This window comes from Arsenophonus sp. PmNCSU2021_1, from assembly GCF_036919435.1.
GTDB classification, from domain to species: Bacteria; Pseudomonadota; Gammaproteobacteria; order Enterobacterales; family Enterobacteriaceae; genus Arsenophonus; species Arsenophonus nilaparvatae.
In genome coordinates, this window is sequence record NZ_JAZHPL010000009.1 from 217,686 (window position 1) to 233,103 (window position 15,418).

General features: G+C 36.9%; 17 protein-coding genes and 3 pseudogenes. 9 read left to right on the plus strand and 11 right to left on the minus strand.

Annotated elements, in window-relative coordinates; genetic code table 11:
• The 8 genes and pseudogenes from V3224_RS20925 to V3224_RS20960 form a co-directional block, all read right to left on the minus strand.
• A complete protein-coding gene (locus tag V3224_RS20925) occupies nt 1-1,359 on the minus strand; it encodes a conjugal transfer protein TraH (RefSeq protein WP_334472494.1) in 1,359 nt (452 codons plus the stop codon).
• Entirely contained in the window at nt 1,356-1,886 is a 531-nt protein-coding gene (gene trbB, locus V3224_RS20930; protein WP_334472495.1) for a type-F conjugative transfer system pilin assembly thiol-disulfide isomerase TrbB, read from the minus strand. The genes V3224_RS20925 and trbB overlap by 4 nt, the downstream gene beginning before the upstream one ends.
• A gap of 2 nt (nt 1,887-1,888) precedes the next feature.
• Nucleotides 1,889-2,509, minus strand: a pseudogene (traF, locus tag V3224_RS20935) (type-F conjugative transfer system pilin assembly protein TraF).
• 15 nt (nt 2,510-2,524) lie between these two features.
• Nucleotides 2,525-3,499 carry an IS701 family transposase gene (locus V3224_RS20940; RefSeq protein WP_334472496.1) on the minus strand — a complete coding sequence of 325 codons (975 nt, stop codon included), beginning with the start codon at nt 3,497-3,499 and terminating at the stop codon, nt 2,525-2,527.
• Between the two features lie 192 nt (nt 3,500-3,691).
• A complete protein-coding gene (locus tag V3224_RS20945; protein WP_334472497.1) occupies nt 3,692-3,940 on the minus strand; it encodes a helix-turn-helix transcriptional regulator in 249 nt (82 codons plus the stop codon).
• A 428-nt stretch (nt 3,941-4,368) separates the two neighbouring features.
• On the minus strand, nt 4,369-4,860 hold the full coding sequence (locus tag V3224_RS20950; protein ID WP_334472498.1) for a helix-turn-helix transcriptional regulator: 492 nt from the start codon (nt 4,858-4,860) through the stop codon (nt 4,369-4,371).
• Between the two features lie 346 nt (nt 4,861-5,206).
• Nucleotides 5,207-5,944 (minus strand): plasmid replication initiator TrfA, encoded by a 738-nt coding sequence (gene trfA / locus V3224_RS20955; protein ID WP_334472499.1) that lies wholly within the window; start codon nt 5,942-5,944, stop codon nt 5,207-5,209.
• A 249-nt stretch (nt 5,945-6,193) separates the two neighbouring features.
• Nucleotides 6,194-6,367 carry a hypothetical protein gene (locus V3224_RS20960; RefSeq protein ID WP_334472500.1) on the minus strand — a complete coding sequence of 58 codons (174 nt, stop codon included), beginning with the start codon at nt 6,365-6,367 and terminating at the stop codon, nt 6,194-6,196.
• Nucleotides 6,368-7,230: 863 nt separating this feature from the next.
• On the opposite strand from V3224_RS20960, the gene V3224_RS20965 reads away from it, so the two are divergent.
• The 6 genes and pseudogenes from V3224_RS20965 (at nt 7,231) to V3224_RS20990 (ending at nt 11,426) form a co-directional block, all read left to right on the plus strand.
• Nucleotides 7,231-7,503: an HU family DNA-binding protein gene (locus V3224_RS20965; protein WP_334472501.1), complete on the plus strand. Its 273-nt coding sequence runs from the start codon at nt 7,231-7,233 to the stop codon at nt 7,501-7,503.
• Nucleotides 7,504-8,172: 669 nt separating this feature from the next.
• Nucleotides 8,173-9,175, plus strand: a pseudogene (locus tag V3224_RS20970) (Rpn family recombination-promoting nuclease/putative transposase).
• Between the two features lie 4 nt (nt 9,176-9,179).
• Nucleotides 9,180-9,734 (plus strand): ProQ/FINO family protein, encoded by a 555-nt coding sequence (locus V3224_RS20975; RefSeq protein WP_334472502.1) that lies wholly within the window; start codon nt 9,180-9,182, stop codon nt 9,732-9,734.
• A complete protein-coding gene (locus V3224_RS20980) occupies nt 9,731-9,919 on the plus strand; it encodes a hypothetical protein (RefSeq protein ID WP_334472503.1) in 189 nt (62 codons plus the stop codon). Before V3224_RS20975 ends, V3224_RS20980 begins: the two co-directional genes overlap by 4 nt.
• Nucleotides 9,920-10,094: 175 nt before the next feature.
• Nucleotides 10,095-11,099 (plus strand): plasmid segregation protein ParM domain-containing protein, encoded by a 1,005-nt coding sequence (gene parM / locus V3224_RS20985; protein WP_334472504.1) that lies wholly within the window; start codon nt 10,095-10,097, stop codon nt 11,097-11,099.
• Nucleotides 11,100-11,426, plus strand: coding sequence for a plasmid partitioning/stability family protein (locus V3224_RS20990; RefSeq protein WP_334472505.1), 327 nt, complete (start codon nt 11,100-11,102; stop codon nt 11,424-11,426).
• A 217-nt stretch (nt 11,427-11,643) separates the two neighbouring features.
• Here the strand turns inward: V3224_RS20990 and V3224_RS20995 are convergent, their stop codons facing one another.
• A complete protein-coding gene (locus V3224_RS20995) occupies nt 11,644-11,766 on the minus strand; it encodes a hypothetical protein (RefSeq protein WP_334472506.1) in 123 nt (40 codons plus the stop codon).
• A 33-nt stretch (nt 11,767-11,799) separates the two neighbouring features.
• On the opposite strand from V3224_RS20995, the gene V3224_RS21000 reads away from it, so the two are divergent.
• Nucleotides 11,800-12,444, plus strand: coding sequence for a DNA methyltransferase (locus V3224_RS21000; RefSeq protein ID WP_334472507.1), 645 nt, complete (start codon nt 11,800-11,802; stop codon nt 12,442-12,444).
• 15 nt (nt 12,445-12,459) lie between these two features.
• Complete coding sequence (locus V3224_RS21005; protein ID WP_334472508.1) at nt 12,460-12,708, plus strand: hypothetical protein; 249 nt, start codon at nt 12,460-12,462, stop codon at nt 12,706-12,708.
• A 264-nt stretch (nt 12,709-12,972) separates the two neighbouring features.
• Here the strand turns inward: V3224_RS21005 and V3224_RS21010 are convergent, their stop codons facing one another.
• Together V3224_RS21010 and V3224_RS21015 are read right to left on the minus strand one after the other, a co-directional pair.
• The gene (locus V3224_RS21010) at nt 12,973-13,242 is read right to left on the minus strand and encodes a DUF4282 domain-containing protein (RefSeq protein ID WP_334472509.1); all 270 of its coding nucleotides are present in this window, start codon (nt 13,240-13,242) and stop codon (nt 12,973-12,975) included.
• Between the two features lie 33 nt (nt 13,243-13,275).
• Nucleotides 13,276-13,764, minus strand: a complete 489-nt coding sequence (locus V3224_RS21015) for a lytic transglycosylase domain-containing protein (RefSeq protein WP_334472510.1) — start codon at nt 13,762-13,764, stop codon at nt 13,276-13,278.
• A 692-nt stretch (nt 13,765-14,456) separates the two neighbouring features.
• On the opposite strand from V3224_RS21015, the pseudogene V3224_RS21020 reads away from it, so the two are divergent.
• Nucleotides 14,457-15,418 (plus strand): annotated as a pseudogene (locus V3224_RS21020) (IS701 family transposase).

Below are 15,418 nucleotides of genomic sequence, written 5' to 3' on the forward strand. Positions count from 1 at the left end.
TTACCCTCCAAACTGATAGTTGCTCATCAACCGGTCAGACAACCCTGATGAGAGTTGCTGGCGCAAATAGTGCAAATTGCGTTCAAGCTCCAGCAGATGATTTTGATTAATCGGCATTCTGGTTAAGCGCTGCGCCATTTTCTCGCGCACGGTTTTAAGGCTGTTTTGAAACTGCTTGTTTTCTTCTTCGGTATTGAGACTCCCTGCGCCTGCTACTTCCACCAAATCAATCAGACCGTCGATATAGCTCACCACCATGTCGCTGGCGATGTATTCAGCCAGTGACGTCACCATTGATTCGTCGAGGCTTAACGAGGCACTGTCAATCACGTAGCGCAGGATTTGGACGCGGGTACTGCCAATCAAGGCCGTTTCCTTATCGGTAAGTGCTGCATCGGACGTTGATTTTTTAAACAGACTTGACAATAACTTTTGGATTTGTGTTATCATGCCCTGGCTGGCGGTGACTGTGATTTTGCTCTTCGTTGGCTTTAGGCATTGCGTGACATTGTCACAAGGATATACCTCCGTTGTGCCACCTTTTAAAATTGCGTCCATGACACTGTCACTTGCCCCTAGCCCTGGCAATATCGATAACTCTCCCTGATTGCCATAAATCACGGTGCCGACCAGCGACATCATCAGCTCCTTTAATTCCCTGTCACTACTGATAAACTGATTGATTTTCTCAAATGCACTCCAGGTTAAATTGCGATTACGCGGTATCCGCTTTTTCTCTTCGTCACTCGCGTGGTTAAACACTTTGTTGGTTTCATTGCCCACGCCACAGCCCTGACGGGAGGCTGCCCAATCAGCAAAAACGCTGTGATTGCCGGCGATATCCTGACAAATATGTTGGGTGTTGGCCTGATTTTTTGGCCACAGTCCACCGATAATGCCTTGTGCCGCCTGACAGGTTGAAATATTGGTGTTGTTAATATCGGTCGCGAGCTTCTGCAGATAATCCTTGACGGCTTTCACTTGCGGTAGTGCGGCTTCCAAGGCCAAATCAAACGCGTAACCGGCCGCATTACTTAAAATCTGTTTGGCCATCACTTTTATCTGGTCGGAGTTAATAAAACTAAATGACCCCAGATAGGCATCAATGCCGCCACAACCGGATTTCACTTCGGGTAAGGAGACCGAGACAAGCTGGATTTGCCTGACGGGATTGCGCAGAAACAGCGACCCACCGGTGAGATAACCGGCTACCTGTCCTTGCCACGCCGCCGCTTGCGTAATATTCCCGCCACTGCCACTATCGAGTTGCTGGAAAAATTTGTTTAAATCTTCATTGATACCGGCATGCGCTGTGGCAGCAAACAGCATCAGGGCGATTATTGGATTGCGATTTTTCATTGCAATCCCCCCAGTTTTTCAGCAAGCAAAAAAGACTGTTCCAGTCGGTTAACGAAGGCGGTTGCACTCAGCATGCCTTGCGAAACGGGAATAGCGACCAGGGTTTGCGTGTTAACAATAAAATCCGTTGGCGTTACCTGCGGTAATTCAGGGAAAAACTCACTTATCACATCAGGGGTTACCGGCAATACGTTGCTAAAGGTGCTATCACCGAGTCCGTCAAAACTGTAGACAAAAACCGGAATACCCAGTTGCTGCGCGGTGGCATTGAGCACAGGGTTAAACTGCTGACAATACTGACAATCGGATTTCATAAAATGCACGATTTGCCAATGGGTGATATTAATCGCCTGTCCGTTTGATAAGCGAAAGGTCTGTGGCTTCGCTTTGGGCGCTGCGCGCTGTTGAGCCAGCTTCTTCTCTGCTGCTACCGTTTTGTGTTTTTCGAGTGCGGCGATTTCGTCAATCACGGCCGCGTTAGCGGGAATGACGAAAAGCAGCACAAAAAAAGCAAATAGTGTTTTCATCGTTAATCCCTCGGGGCAAAATCAGTCACGCGGTTTAACAGCCGTTTCGCTAAATCATCCTGACTGATGAAGCCATAAGCCAGTGGATGGTAGCTGCCGGTACTCGGGTCAACCAAAAAAAGCGCAGGGAAATAGCGAATTTGCATCTTCGCCGCCTGTCCTCGGTCTTTCTGGCTGTTGGGTAACTCGGGGTTGATGACACCATCGACACTAATTGGCATTACCGTCATCTGTTATTGCTGGGCAAATTCCCGCACCACTTGGGCTAATTTGTTGTCCAACGGTACCTTGCCGCGATAGAAGAAAAAGACCCCATAGCGTTGATTGACGGCTTTAATGGCAGTGGCCTGGGCTTTGCGTTCGTTCGCGTAAGACAGGGTTGCGGTGGCGTTATAATGGGAATGCCGGTTGTTGTAATCGAGTTCCGGTTTGAGCAGCAGCACCTTCTGCCAGGTGGCTGAAAACTGACTGGCATTATCCGACCAGTAGTTTTGAAACGCTATCCAGCGCGCCACTTTCTCCGGCGATTTCGTGTCGAGCACCGCGGCATTACGCAATTCATCGCCCAGCGCTTTGATTTTTCGCATGGTTTCCACCGCTGAGGGGAGTTTTGACTGGAACACGAGTTTCGCACAAAACTAATTTGGGTACGCTAATAAAACACGGATTTGCTCAGTAATAGCACTTTTGATTACGTCCCAATTTTGTTGATAAAGGGTTATTTTTTCAGATATACGACGTTTATGTTGTTCAAACCACGCAGAAATAGCGAGAAAAATATGATTTCTTTGCGCTCGGCTCGTGCGAGCCTGACAGCGTTCAATACCACAGTTTTGTTTAACTTCTCGATGATAAACTTCAACAGACCAACGGGCATCCATGATAGATTTGAGGTATTGACGGGTGGGATTCTCTTTGTTTGTTACTATGTAATCAATACGGCCGTTTTTGGCTGTAAATTTGAAAACGGTTACCCAACCATATCCTCGTAAGTGTATTGACGTTCCTTCTTCTGAGATGTCTAACTTGTTCAGTTGTTTGTTATGGTTAACAATCCTATTTTTCCTCAGCGTGTTTACCCAGATCCAACCATGAGAGCGAATTGATTTCAGGTTATCCAGGCTAGAATACCAAGCATCCATCACTACGGCTTCTGGCATGATCCCTCTTTTTTTAGCAAGAGTGAGCATTTCGGAAAAGTGCGTGTTTTTTGTTTTTCCATCAGAATCTTTATCATAAATAAGATAATTGATAGGAATTGATTCAACCTTCGTCAGATCATGCCAAAGCAAATTAACTAAACCTATGCCAGCAATAACCTCATGTTCATTACCTGAATATTGATAATGGACCATCTCTATTTTTTTACTACGTGTTTTGGCAATCAATGTATCATCGGCAATTAGTACGCAAGGGCTTTTTTTGTCTATAGAAGGTTCAACTAATCGCCATAGGTCTTTAGGTCTAAAACATCTACTTTTTAGCCATCGGCTAACAGTGTCATGAGATAAAGGCGATGGGCTTACTTCTGATAACGCTAAACCAGAGTATCTTAAACTGCTTACTTGTAAGAATGTTTTATAGATATCTTTAATACATGGATAACCCGACAAAATATGAACACCCTGATTTTTTCTTGTTTTTAAATTTATACTTCTTTTTTGGAGATTGCGAAACTCATGTTCTATTCTTGCGGCTGGAGTGGCTTATTGGCTTTTGATGAAAACAAAAAATACCAAATAAAAGTAGGGGTCAGTTTTCCGATCTGTAGGCTGACCCCAACAAAGCTTTTTTGCATTAAAAAATTAATGTAATTTTTTAAAATTCCTTAAAAAATTAAAGAAAAATAGCGACTGCAATTGAGCGTAAGTATTTAAATGATATTTTTTTAGCGCATTTTTGAAATGCGAATTGACGGTATTAAGACTCACATTCAACTCAAGCGCTATCTCTGTTCGACTAAAACCAGAGCACGTCATTACCAAAATCTGGATTTCTCTTGTTGAAAGTTTTGGCAACAATTCAAGATATTCATTGACTTCAAATTCTTTCATTTTGAATGTCTCCACAATAGATGATATAAAAACATCAAAATTCACAGGGATAATATGAGCTAACAGTATGGAAACTCCATAACTCAGACGGAATCATGAGTTTCGCACAGGCGTATAAAATACTAGAAATGGCTTAAAATCGATGATTAATCTTCAAGTTACTAAAACACGAGTTTCGCACGGGCATATAAAATTCTAGAAATGGCTTCAGAACAATAATTAATCTGTAACTTGCTAAGACGTATAAATTTACTTAAATTACAATAAGTTATTTTTAATTTATGAGATTTTTTCTATTTATATATTATGCTGAATTAAACTTAAAAATAGAGCGTTTTTTTATTGGTGCGAAACTCGTGTAAAACACATAAATTTTATTAAATTACAATAAGTTGCTTTTGATTTATAAGATTCTGTCTATTTATATATTATGCTGGATTAAACTTAAAGATAGAGCGTTTATTTATTGGTGCGAAACTCGTGGGAATATAGCGCTCAAAGCCTTTAGATTTGCCAAAAGCTCTTAGTTGACAAGCAGAATGCACTCCTGATTTCTCATAGATAATGTTTAAATGATTATCAGTTGTTCTCGTCCCAATATTTAACCTCCTCGCTATTTCCTTGCTATTCAAGCGATGCAAGGCTAAAAACAAAACTTCCCACTCTTTAGCAGTAAACAGTTTGTTGGGTTTTTCAGTAGTAACCGCATAAGGCTGCATGCCATCGACATACTCCAACGGTGATAAAAACAGGAACTCGTGAGCGTGGAAGAAAGTACCAATATAACCATTCTGTTTATCAAAAAGCGGTAGAAAATGGAATTGCCAAACTTTGGGTGCTTTTTTGTAATCAGAAACCAGATTAATAATAACAAAAAACGGCGATTTCTCAGCGCGGATTTTCTCTAATAAAGTCACCATTTCAGGTGCATTTTATTCAAACCGAGAAAATCTATCATTTTAGCGTTGGCCTTAATTTCCCCCTCACTATCCGAAAAACCACAGGGAACGGCACTACTCAAAAAGAATTTAATCATCTCGGAGTTCATACCGCACCCCCAATACTACGAAGGTACTCACGTTGACGATTGGTAAGGTGTTTTGACGTGTGAGCAAAGCTCAAAAGCTGCTCGATTGATATGCCGCATGCTTTCATTATGCGTGTAATATGCGTATTATTTCGCATAGCTCAACTCCTAGTTATCTTAGGGCTTGGGTTAGCTCTGTACGAGTGTAATCAGCACTCATACAGAGCGTTATTTAACCTTCAAATGCTTTCATTTTTCTTAATTACTTTCTTAACGATCACTTTATTCGTACAATCAATTTCGCAATGCCAATCAGTGATATAAGATAACTCTAAAAGAGCCTTTTTTAATTTCTGCTTAAATGTTTTTAATTCACTGACTTCACTACCACATAGTATTTTTATTGTTTCTAACTTAATTGGGAATGATTTAGCATGACTGCTATAAAAACTACACAACCACTGTGTTAGTGGTTTACCTTTTAGTTTTAACCGCAATGTTTTGGTAATTCTAGTCCATCCAGCATCACCAAAACAATCAACAATCCTAGGATTCAAAATAAGACAATTTTCACTTGTTTCTTCATCACGAAAATGTTCAGATATCAAACTACCTGAATAAGTATATTTTCCATCTGATATCTCTATATCATTAAATTTTAAACGAAAAAAAACAGATTTAAGCCATTCATGTGCAGATTTTCCAGTATTACGATTTATAGATTTTAGAAATTCATATGAAGAAAACTTAACTATATTTCCCAATGGGGTTTGCTGACAACGTTGTAAACATTCCAGCCAAACATCCAAATCTGCTTGATCTAATCGCTCTCCTGAGTATCTAACGGTATAACCGTTTAATGTAAACTTTAATACTCTCTTCTCTATTTTTCTCTTGCCTTTAGCAACTAAACCAAACAAAGCGCTCCTGAGAATAGTGTTAGGAACTGGAATTCTATTTGTTCTAGTGACTGGCAAGTAAACATTATCTTTAAGAGGAATTTTAATGGGATTATTTTTTTCAGAACAGTTCTCTTTTTTTCTGATATTTTATTTGCAATAAAATCAACTCTATCCCATATATTTTTCATTAAATAGCTCCTTGTTGTTTTTCTTTACAAGGAAGCGCCAAAAATTTTATTATTAATGTTGCTGACATAAATGTACCTATAGTATTAGCTGTTAGCGTCTGCTCCTTGTCTCTTCCAAAGTCAAAAGGGGCAGATATTATTTTTTTAAAGCATCAATCATTTCCTGCTTTTTCACAAAAGCACTTATAGCTCCAGCAGTAACCCCGAATTTTTTATGAGTTGCAAGCCAAATCGCTATATCCTCGTAAGAAGACCCTTGAGATCTAAGCCTTAAGATATCTTCTTTAAAATCACTGGTTTTATTTTTCATGATTACACGAGTTTCGCACAGGCCTATAAAATTCTAGAAATGGCTTAAAAGTAATGATTAATCTGCAAGTTACTGAAATGCATAAATTTACTTAATTTACAATAAGTTATATTTAATTTATAAGGTTTTATCTATTTACATATTATGCTGAATTAAACTTAAAAATAGGGCGTTTTTTTATTGGTGCGAAACTCGTGGATTATTAAATAACCTAATCCTTTTTCTAATTTGGACAAAAGCATGGATTTACCAATGAATAATAACTATAAATAAACGAATAATAGCAATAATAATAGTAGTAATAGTAAAAAACAACAATAAACACGGCATAGCGGATACCAAAACATGGATAAAGAACAAAAAAATAAACGAAATAAGAAACGATAAAATTAATAATAATAAATACAATAATTTATATTAATTTAATGAAGTAAATAGGAAGGTGATAGCTCAACTAAATAATTTCATAAGCTATTGATTTTAAACAAAAAACAGGTTTATTATGTAACTTATTGAAAATAAAAAAAATAAAATAATAAATCCACCAAAAAAGCCAGCTAATCTTTTATAATCAAAAAAATATAATCTTTTTAATCGGCGTTACCCCTGTGGATAACTTTTCCTCCAACAAAGACCCTTAATTGAAAAATATGTTACTACTGAGTGACTGTATTTCTTTTTTGCAATTGTGATATTCCGCTTCCTCGTCTGCTCACTCGCTTTGCTCGGTCACAGCCTTGTGGCGAGCGTAGGAGTTTTAATTAAAAAAATTTTTTTGAGTTAATTAACCCTTAAACATTGCACTATTGAGTTGCTACAGCTAGCATCACTAGGATTAAAATATCTACTAACTCAGGCACAACATGAACAAAACAGAACTCATTAATCAAATCGCTGAAAAAGCCGACTTAACCAAAAAAGATTCAGAAAAGGCGCTGAACGCTTTCATCGAAACTGTGACAGAAGCGCTAAAGGCGGGAGATGAAATTCAACTCGTTGGTTTTGGTAGTTTTCAGGTTAAGCAACGTGCAGCCAGAGATGGACGCAACCCCAAAACGGGTGAGGCACTTAAAATTGCTGCTGCAAACGTACCGAGTTTTAAAGCGGGTAAAACGTTGAAAGAAGCGGTCAAATAACCTGACCGAAAACAATGTACGAATCAAATCACCTGTATGAAACGCAATTTAACCTATTTTTGTACAGGAGTTTTGGGTGATGTCCGAAACCGAACGATTTCGAACAGCAAAAAACGTCTATCAGAAATTAATAATCGATAAATCTAACCATTTTTAAAAATTAAGACAAGATTACACGCAAATCAACCTCTAAAACGCGCTGTAATCGATTCTGAGCGATTTTCTCGATAAAAACGTACTTGTACAGCAAAAAATTTATCGTCGCTCATGATGCTTTTGGTGCGTTTTGAGTTTTCCTGATTTCAAAAAAAGAAAAAGCCAACTTCAAAAGTTGGCAAAAAAAACGCCAGATGATTAATATCCGGCGCACAGAGCTAGAAGAGATTCAAAGGATTAATATCAGCAATTCAATTTAAATATAGCAGAATTTCCTGACGCGTGATTTTAACTTAATCAAAATCCTTTATAGCCGTGGCAGCCATAAGAATTATGGTAGATGTTAGAATTAAAAAATTAAGTAAAATTTTTTTGTATTCTGATAGCATTATGCGGTTGCCCACTATTAAATTAATGGGCAATATTTTCCCTAGTGTTGGTCAGCTATCCGCTGGTCCTTTTTAGAGAAAATAGCGCCCAGGCGTTTAAATTATTATTTATTGAATAAATCCTATGAGTAAAAAATTTACCCCAACGCCCCACGATAGTCTATTTAAGCAGTTTTTAAGTGAAAAAGAGACGGCAAAAGATTTCTTTGATGTCTGGCTACCGGATGAGATTAAATCACTTTGTGACTTAAATAGCCTCAAAGTCGAATCTGGCTCCTTTATTGATAGCGAGATGAAAAATTACCAGAGTGATATTTTGTATTCCGTTAAAACCACACAAGGAAAGGGCTATTTCTATCTCCTGATTGAAGCGCAATGATCACCCGATAAGCTCATGGCATGGCGACTGATGCGCTATAGCATGGGCGCGATGCAAAAACATTTAGACGCTGGCCACAAAAAGTTACCTTTGGTATTTCCTGTCCTGTTTTACACGGGTGAAAAAAGCCCTTATCCCTATAGTACAAACTGGTTGGACTGTTTTCATGATAGAAAACTCGCTGAAAGTATCTATAATGCAACCGTTTAAGTTAGCGGATGTCACCACACTTGATGACGGTGAAATTATGCAGCACAAACGAATGGCTTTGTTAACTTTGATACAAAAGCACATTCGCCGACGGGATATGACCGAGCTTTTTGATGAAATTGTGACACTGCTGTCGTATAATTATTATACCGATAATCAAGTAATCACCCTGTTTAACTATCTCATTCAAGAAGGTAATGCCAAGAAGCCAATGGAGTTTATCACCGAGATAGCCAAACAATCAGAAAAACACGAAGGAGCACTGATGACTATTGTTCAACAAATTGAAGAAATAGGTATTCAAATTGGTGAACAAAAAGGTGAACAAAAAGGTGTTCAAAAAGGTGTTCAAAAAGGTGTTCAAAAAGGTGTTCAAAAAGGTAAACTTGAAGGAATTCAAGAGGGAATGCAAAAGGGTAAACTTGAAGCTCAACTTGAGATAGCAAAACAAATGCTAATAACAGGAATGGACAGGCAATCTGTGATGAAATTTACGAGCTTAAATGATACTGAAATGAGCAAACTGTTTAAAGATTAAAACGATGACGGAACGCAAGAAATTAACACTCAATCGCCCAAGAAAGGCTTCTCAAGAAGAACAGCCCCAAAGTAACCCTGTTTACGGTAAAAAGGTATGGATGAACACTACGCCTAAAAAACAGGCAAAAAAGCCTCATCCTCCCAAACCCCAAGTAGTAAAACAGCAGCCCAAGAAGGTGGTTGAAAAACCTAAACAGGCAGCGAAGGTTAAAACACCAAAACCACCGACTCCGCCTAAAAAGCGATTGCCGTTAGAAGAAGCCATCTCACAGATAATCACGTTTTGGCCTAATCTTTTTCCTGAAAATCAATTAAGACCCATGAAAATTGGCATCCAGCAAGATATGTGGCAAGAGGTGAAGGAAAAGGACTTACCGATAGCCAGAAGGCGTTTGAAAGCTTGTTTAGGCAGTATTGGATATCACGCTGATTATCGGGTACTTATTCAGTTAGGAGCGTTTCGTTATGACAAAGACGGTCATATAGTCGGAGAGGTCACTCAAGCGGATGTTGAGGATAATTTGCAACGTTTATCCCGGCGAAATAAAGATAGATGAAAGAATCTGAATTAATTGCTCATGCTGAAAATCCCACTTTGTGGAAAAAATATCCGACACTAACAAATTGGGAAATGCGTTTTTTAAATAATGTCATCACCTCGTATCGGCAATGGAATAACATTTCACCGAAACAAAAAGCCACTGTATTTAAAATCCTCCAAAGAGTTGGCGAAATTAAATAAATTTCTTATTAAAAAATAACACCAAAATAATCCCAAATTGGTAATAAATTTTATTATTTCCGTTAGACGGTTTTATTTAATTAACCAAATTGGGATTACTTTGTGTTTTATTTTGATTTTTTTGATTTTTGGTTTACTATTGGTAATTAAATTAATACCAATAAGGATTGTTTTTATGCAAAAGATATTTTGTGATGATGGCTCTACTTTTGTGAAGCTGGCTTACGTTGATGAGCAAAAAGAGCTAGTGAGAAAAATAACCCAAACTTCATTTTTAGCGGGAAACTGGAATTTTGCTTTTGGAAAAAACATTTATAACTATGAAATAGATGACAAACGTTATTCTTTTAACGATGGGATTAATAACGCTAGCGAAACCACAACGGTTAATTATCAATATAGCGATGAAAATTTGCTCTCTGTTCATCATGCTTTACTGAATACTGATTTAACTCCCTGCGAAATAGAACTATATGTGACATTACCCTTATGCGAGTTCTTCAATGAGCAGCGTCAAAAGAACATAAAAAATATAGAAAGGAAGAAAGCTAATTTATTAAGAGAAATAAAATATCATGATGGAGAAGGTTACAAAGATACCTTCAAAATAAAAAAAGTTCATGTTAGTCCTGAATCTTTAACCGCTTTGCACGAAAGGTTTAAACATGACGACGTTAATGATTATGAATCATCTCTTATTGTAGATTTAGGCGGAACAACGTTAGATTGTGGTGTTGTTTTAGGAAAATTCAGACAGTTAACGCATATTATTGCTGAGCCGTCATTAGGTGTTTCTTCCGTTATTAAAAGAATACAGAAAATAGTTAAATCCGAGGCGAATATCGGCTTAAGTTACGCTTCTGCTAATAATTTAATGTTAGATATTTTTTATAAAAAATATGAGTTTTTAAGTTCGCTGGTCAATCGAGAGCAGCAAAAATCAGACAGGATAAAATTAGAAACTGAAGATGCGATAAATAATTTATCGGTATTGGTGTCCGGTAAGCTAAAAATGTTTAATGAGTTTCAGCGAATTTATCTCATCGGCGGGGGTTCGTCCTTAATTAAAGATAAAATTGTTAAAGATTTTGCACATTTAAAGAACAATATATATCAAGTTCCTGATTCGCAATTTGCCTTAGTTAAATCGATTGCTAACATGATTTTAGGGGATGATTAAATGCGTGACAAAAGAAAGAAAATCATTGTACATATTCATCCAGATTCCTTCATAGAAGACAAATTCGCCGATGAAATGCTTGATCAACAGTTAATCAAAAAAGGCGATTTTCTGAGGAAATGTTTCTTATCAGGCTTGGCTTTGCATTTAGCTGATCATCGATTGCCCAATATGATCTCCTGTCTATTAGATGAAAATTTTAATCTTGAACAATTGCATAACGTTTTGGCTTTGATCTCAAAGTCAGATAGCCCTCCAAAAAAAGAAAATCTTTCAGAAGAAAAAATAGTTTTAGATGAAATCAAAAATAACTTGTTGCTTGGGTGACATCAGAAACCGAGCAACGATGTCGCCGCTAATGGCGACTCCGCTTATGTTTCCCTACGGGATATTAGAAACCCATTGAAAAAAGCGTATCGCTTAAATAAATTGAATTCCGCCTGTAAATCAGATTTATCCATCGCATTAATTTGAAATTTGAAGGATTTCCCTAACTGCCCGATGCCAGCTTGCCATTCGCCCATTTTTAGGGGACGGCAAGCCTTCAAGTGGCTTTCGCGGCATATCCTCGCCATACATGGCTCCGGTATTCCACGAAAGCTACTTGACCCCAAATGGTCAATGGCTTCGTGACATCGGCAGTAAGGGAACGGTGACGTGGGGTCACCTCCTGCTGTCCCACTAAATAGGAGACACTGCTATGTCCCGATTTATACAAGGCGACAGCCAGAAAATTATGGCAACTTTTCCTGATAATGCAATCGATTTTATACTCACCGATCAGCCTTATCTGGTTGATTATACCGATCGGGCAGGGCGCCCAATTGCCAACGATAAAAACGACGAATGGCTAAAGCCCGCCTGTCAACAAATGTTTCGTGTGTTAAAACCCAATAGTCTGATGGTCAGTTTTTATGGCTGGAATCGGGTAGAAAAATTTGTTGATGCCTGGAAAAAATCCGGCTTCCGGATTGTTGGTCATCTCGTTTTCAAGAAACGTTATGCATCAAAAACTGGTTTTTTGGAGCACCGCCACGAAAACGCTTATTTATTGGCGAAAGGTCGTCCCGTGATGCCCGTTAAGCCAATGAGAGACGTACAATCATGGCAATATACAGGTAATCTTTATCATCTAACTCAAAAGCCCATTAGTAGCTTACAACCGCTGATAGAGTCTTTTACGCAACCTAATGCTATTGTACTCGATCCGTTTGCAGGTTCTGGCTCTACCTGTATCGCTGCTGCGCTTTCAGGACGGCGTTATATTGGTATTGAGCTTCTCGCTGAATATCATGCCATTGGTCAACAACGTATTGCCGCTTTGCGTACTCGACGTGTTGCTTAAAGAGGAAATAAAAAAATGAATTATTCCGATCATGACGTACTACGAAAAGATGTGGCTTTACTCGTTGAGAAAATGGATATGTTTTATATACAGCTTTTTGAATTTGAGCGGAAATATTTATATAACGCTGACGAACTTACCGAGCGTTTAGCGGCGCAACTGATGAAGCCGATTAAAAATCAAATGCAAGATATTTATCAACAAGTCATTGCCACGAGTTTCGCACGGGCATATAAAATTCTAGAAATGGCTTCGGAACAATAATTAATCTGTAACTTGCTAAGACGTATAAATTTACTTAAATTACAATAAGTTATTTTTGATTTATGAGATTTTTTCTATTTATATATTATGCTGAATTAAACTTAAAAATAGAGCGTTTTTTTATTGGTGCGAAACTCGTGATTGCGTTGGACAGTGCTTTTAAAGATTAATCAAACGGGCGGTATATCCGCCCAGTTATTTTATTATTTATCTTTTCGTGGGTTATTTCTTTTAAAATCAGCAGTCACTTGGCGTAATTAATTGTTAAATGAATTTTGTTTTTGTATTTTCAGCTATTTCTTTAAGTTTGGCGTAAATGTTAAATAATAAAATAATTAATTCACAAGAAACCCTAACACCTATAACCATTGTGGTTAATCCACCTATAAAACCTGAGAAAAAGCCACCTAAATGACTACCCGCAAAAATAGCAGCAATGCCAGAAAATAAAACCGCGATTATTCCAAGCCAATAAAAAATTATTATAATCTTAGGGGTTATCATTTTATCTAAATTTAATAAAGATTTTAACATGGTTATTTCCTCTTTTTTATTTCTCTGAGTTGGTTAATAAATTTTATTCTCATTTATTTTTTCCGCTTTTATTTTCAGATAATGTTGATAAATTTTTTTTGCATAGTGGAAACGATTTTTAATCGCTGTATTGGTATTTTTAATTCCCGCGTTATACATCCCTACAGCTAACCAATTTTTGCCGTAGAGAACAAAGTTACGAGTTAAAATCATTGCCCCAATATGAATATTTAAACAAGGATAATTGATTAAGTCACTTTCAGTTAACGTAGGATATTCTTTTTTAATTGCGTTAAAGGTTTTGCTATTAATTTGCATAACCCCTAAATCAAATGAGCCATCTTTATTTTTGTTTTTTGCATGGTGATTAAAGTTTGATTCTTGTCTGGCAATGGCTCTTAAATAATCCGGGTCAATTTGATAATAACTTCCAGCTTTATCAAAACAATCAGCAAGGGATAATTTTGAGATAACAAGACAAAACAGCCACATTAAATTTTCATCAAGTAGCTCTTTATTCAAAAACAGAACAATTCGGCATATTATCGCCTCTATAGAGCAAAAGGATTTTTTAAAGATATCCCAATTATCATTTTCAATTTTACCTCCCTCAATCCGCTTTTTCTATCACTAACTTACACACACTCACTCACCACTTGCAAAATAAATTTTGCCTAATTTTATATTTAAATTTCAGTTATTTATATAATTATAGACTTTTTTATAATCAACAAAAACGATAAGTGAAAAATATTTCTTAAATAAGTTATGACTATTTATATTATAACTGCATGTTATTTAATAAAAAAACATAAAAATAAAGTTTATATTAATTTTTGGATTAATTTATAAATATTTTTTAATTAATTTTAATATAGTTATAACTTAATTGTATAATATAAAATTAAGTGTAAATTTAATTCATTTTTTTGAGGTCACGAGTTTCGCAATCTCCAAAAAAGAAGTATAAATTTAAAAACAAGAAAAAATCAGGGTGTTCATATTTTGTCGGGTTATCCATGTATTAAAGATATCTCACGAGTTTCGCACCAATAAAAAAACGCTCTATTTTTAAGTTTAATTCAGCATAATATGTAAATAGATAAAACCTTATAAATTAAATATAACTTATTGTAAATTAAGTAAATTTATGCATTTCAGTAACTTGCAGATTAATCATTACTTTTAAGCCATTTCTAGAATTTTATAGGCCTGTGCGAAACTCGTGTATCTATAAAACATTCTTACAAGTAAGCAGTTTAAGATACTCTGGTTTAGCGTTATCAGAAGTAAGCCCATCGCCTTTATCTCATGACACTGTTAGCCGATGGCTAAAAAGTAGATGTTTTAGACCTAAAGACCCATGGCGATTAGTTGAACCTTCTATAGACAAAAAAAGCCCTTGCGTACTAATTGCCGATGATACATTGATTGCCAAAACACGTAGTAAAAAAATAGAGATGGTCCATTATCAATATTCAGGTAATGAACATGAGGTTATTGCTGGCATAGGTTTAGTTAATTTGCTTTGGCATGATCTGACGAAGGTTGAATCAATTCCTATCAATTATCTTATTTATGATAAAGATTCTGATGGAAAAACAAAAAACACGCACTTTTCCGAAATGCTCACTCTTGCTAAAAAAAGAGGGATCATGCCAGAAGCCGTAGTGATGGATGCTTGGTATTCTAGCCTGGATAACCTGAAATCAATTCGCTCTCATGGTTGGATCTGGGTAACCACGCTGAGGAAAAATAGGATTGTTAACCATAACAAACAACTGAACAAGTTAGACATCTCAGAAGAAGGAACGTCAATACACTTGCGAGGATATGGTTGGGTAACCGTTTTCAAATTTACAGCCAAAAACGGCCGTATTGATTACATAGTAACAAACAAAGAGAATCCCACCCGTCAATACCTCAAATCTATCATGGATGCCCGTTGGTCTGTTGAAGTTTATCATCGAGAAGTTAAACAAAACTGTGGTATTGAACGCTGTCAGGCTCGCACGAGCCGAGCGCAAAGAAATCATATTTTCTCGCTATTTCTGCGTGGTTTGAACAACATAAACGTCGTATATCTGAAAAAATAACCCTTTATCAACAAAATTGGGACGTAATCAAAAGTGCTATTACTGAGCAAATCCGTGTTTTATTAGCGTACCCAAATTAG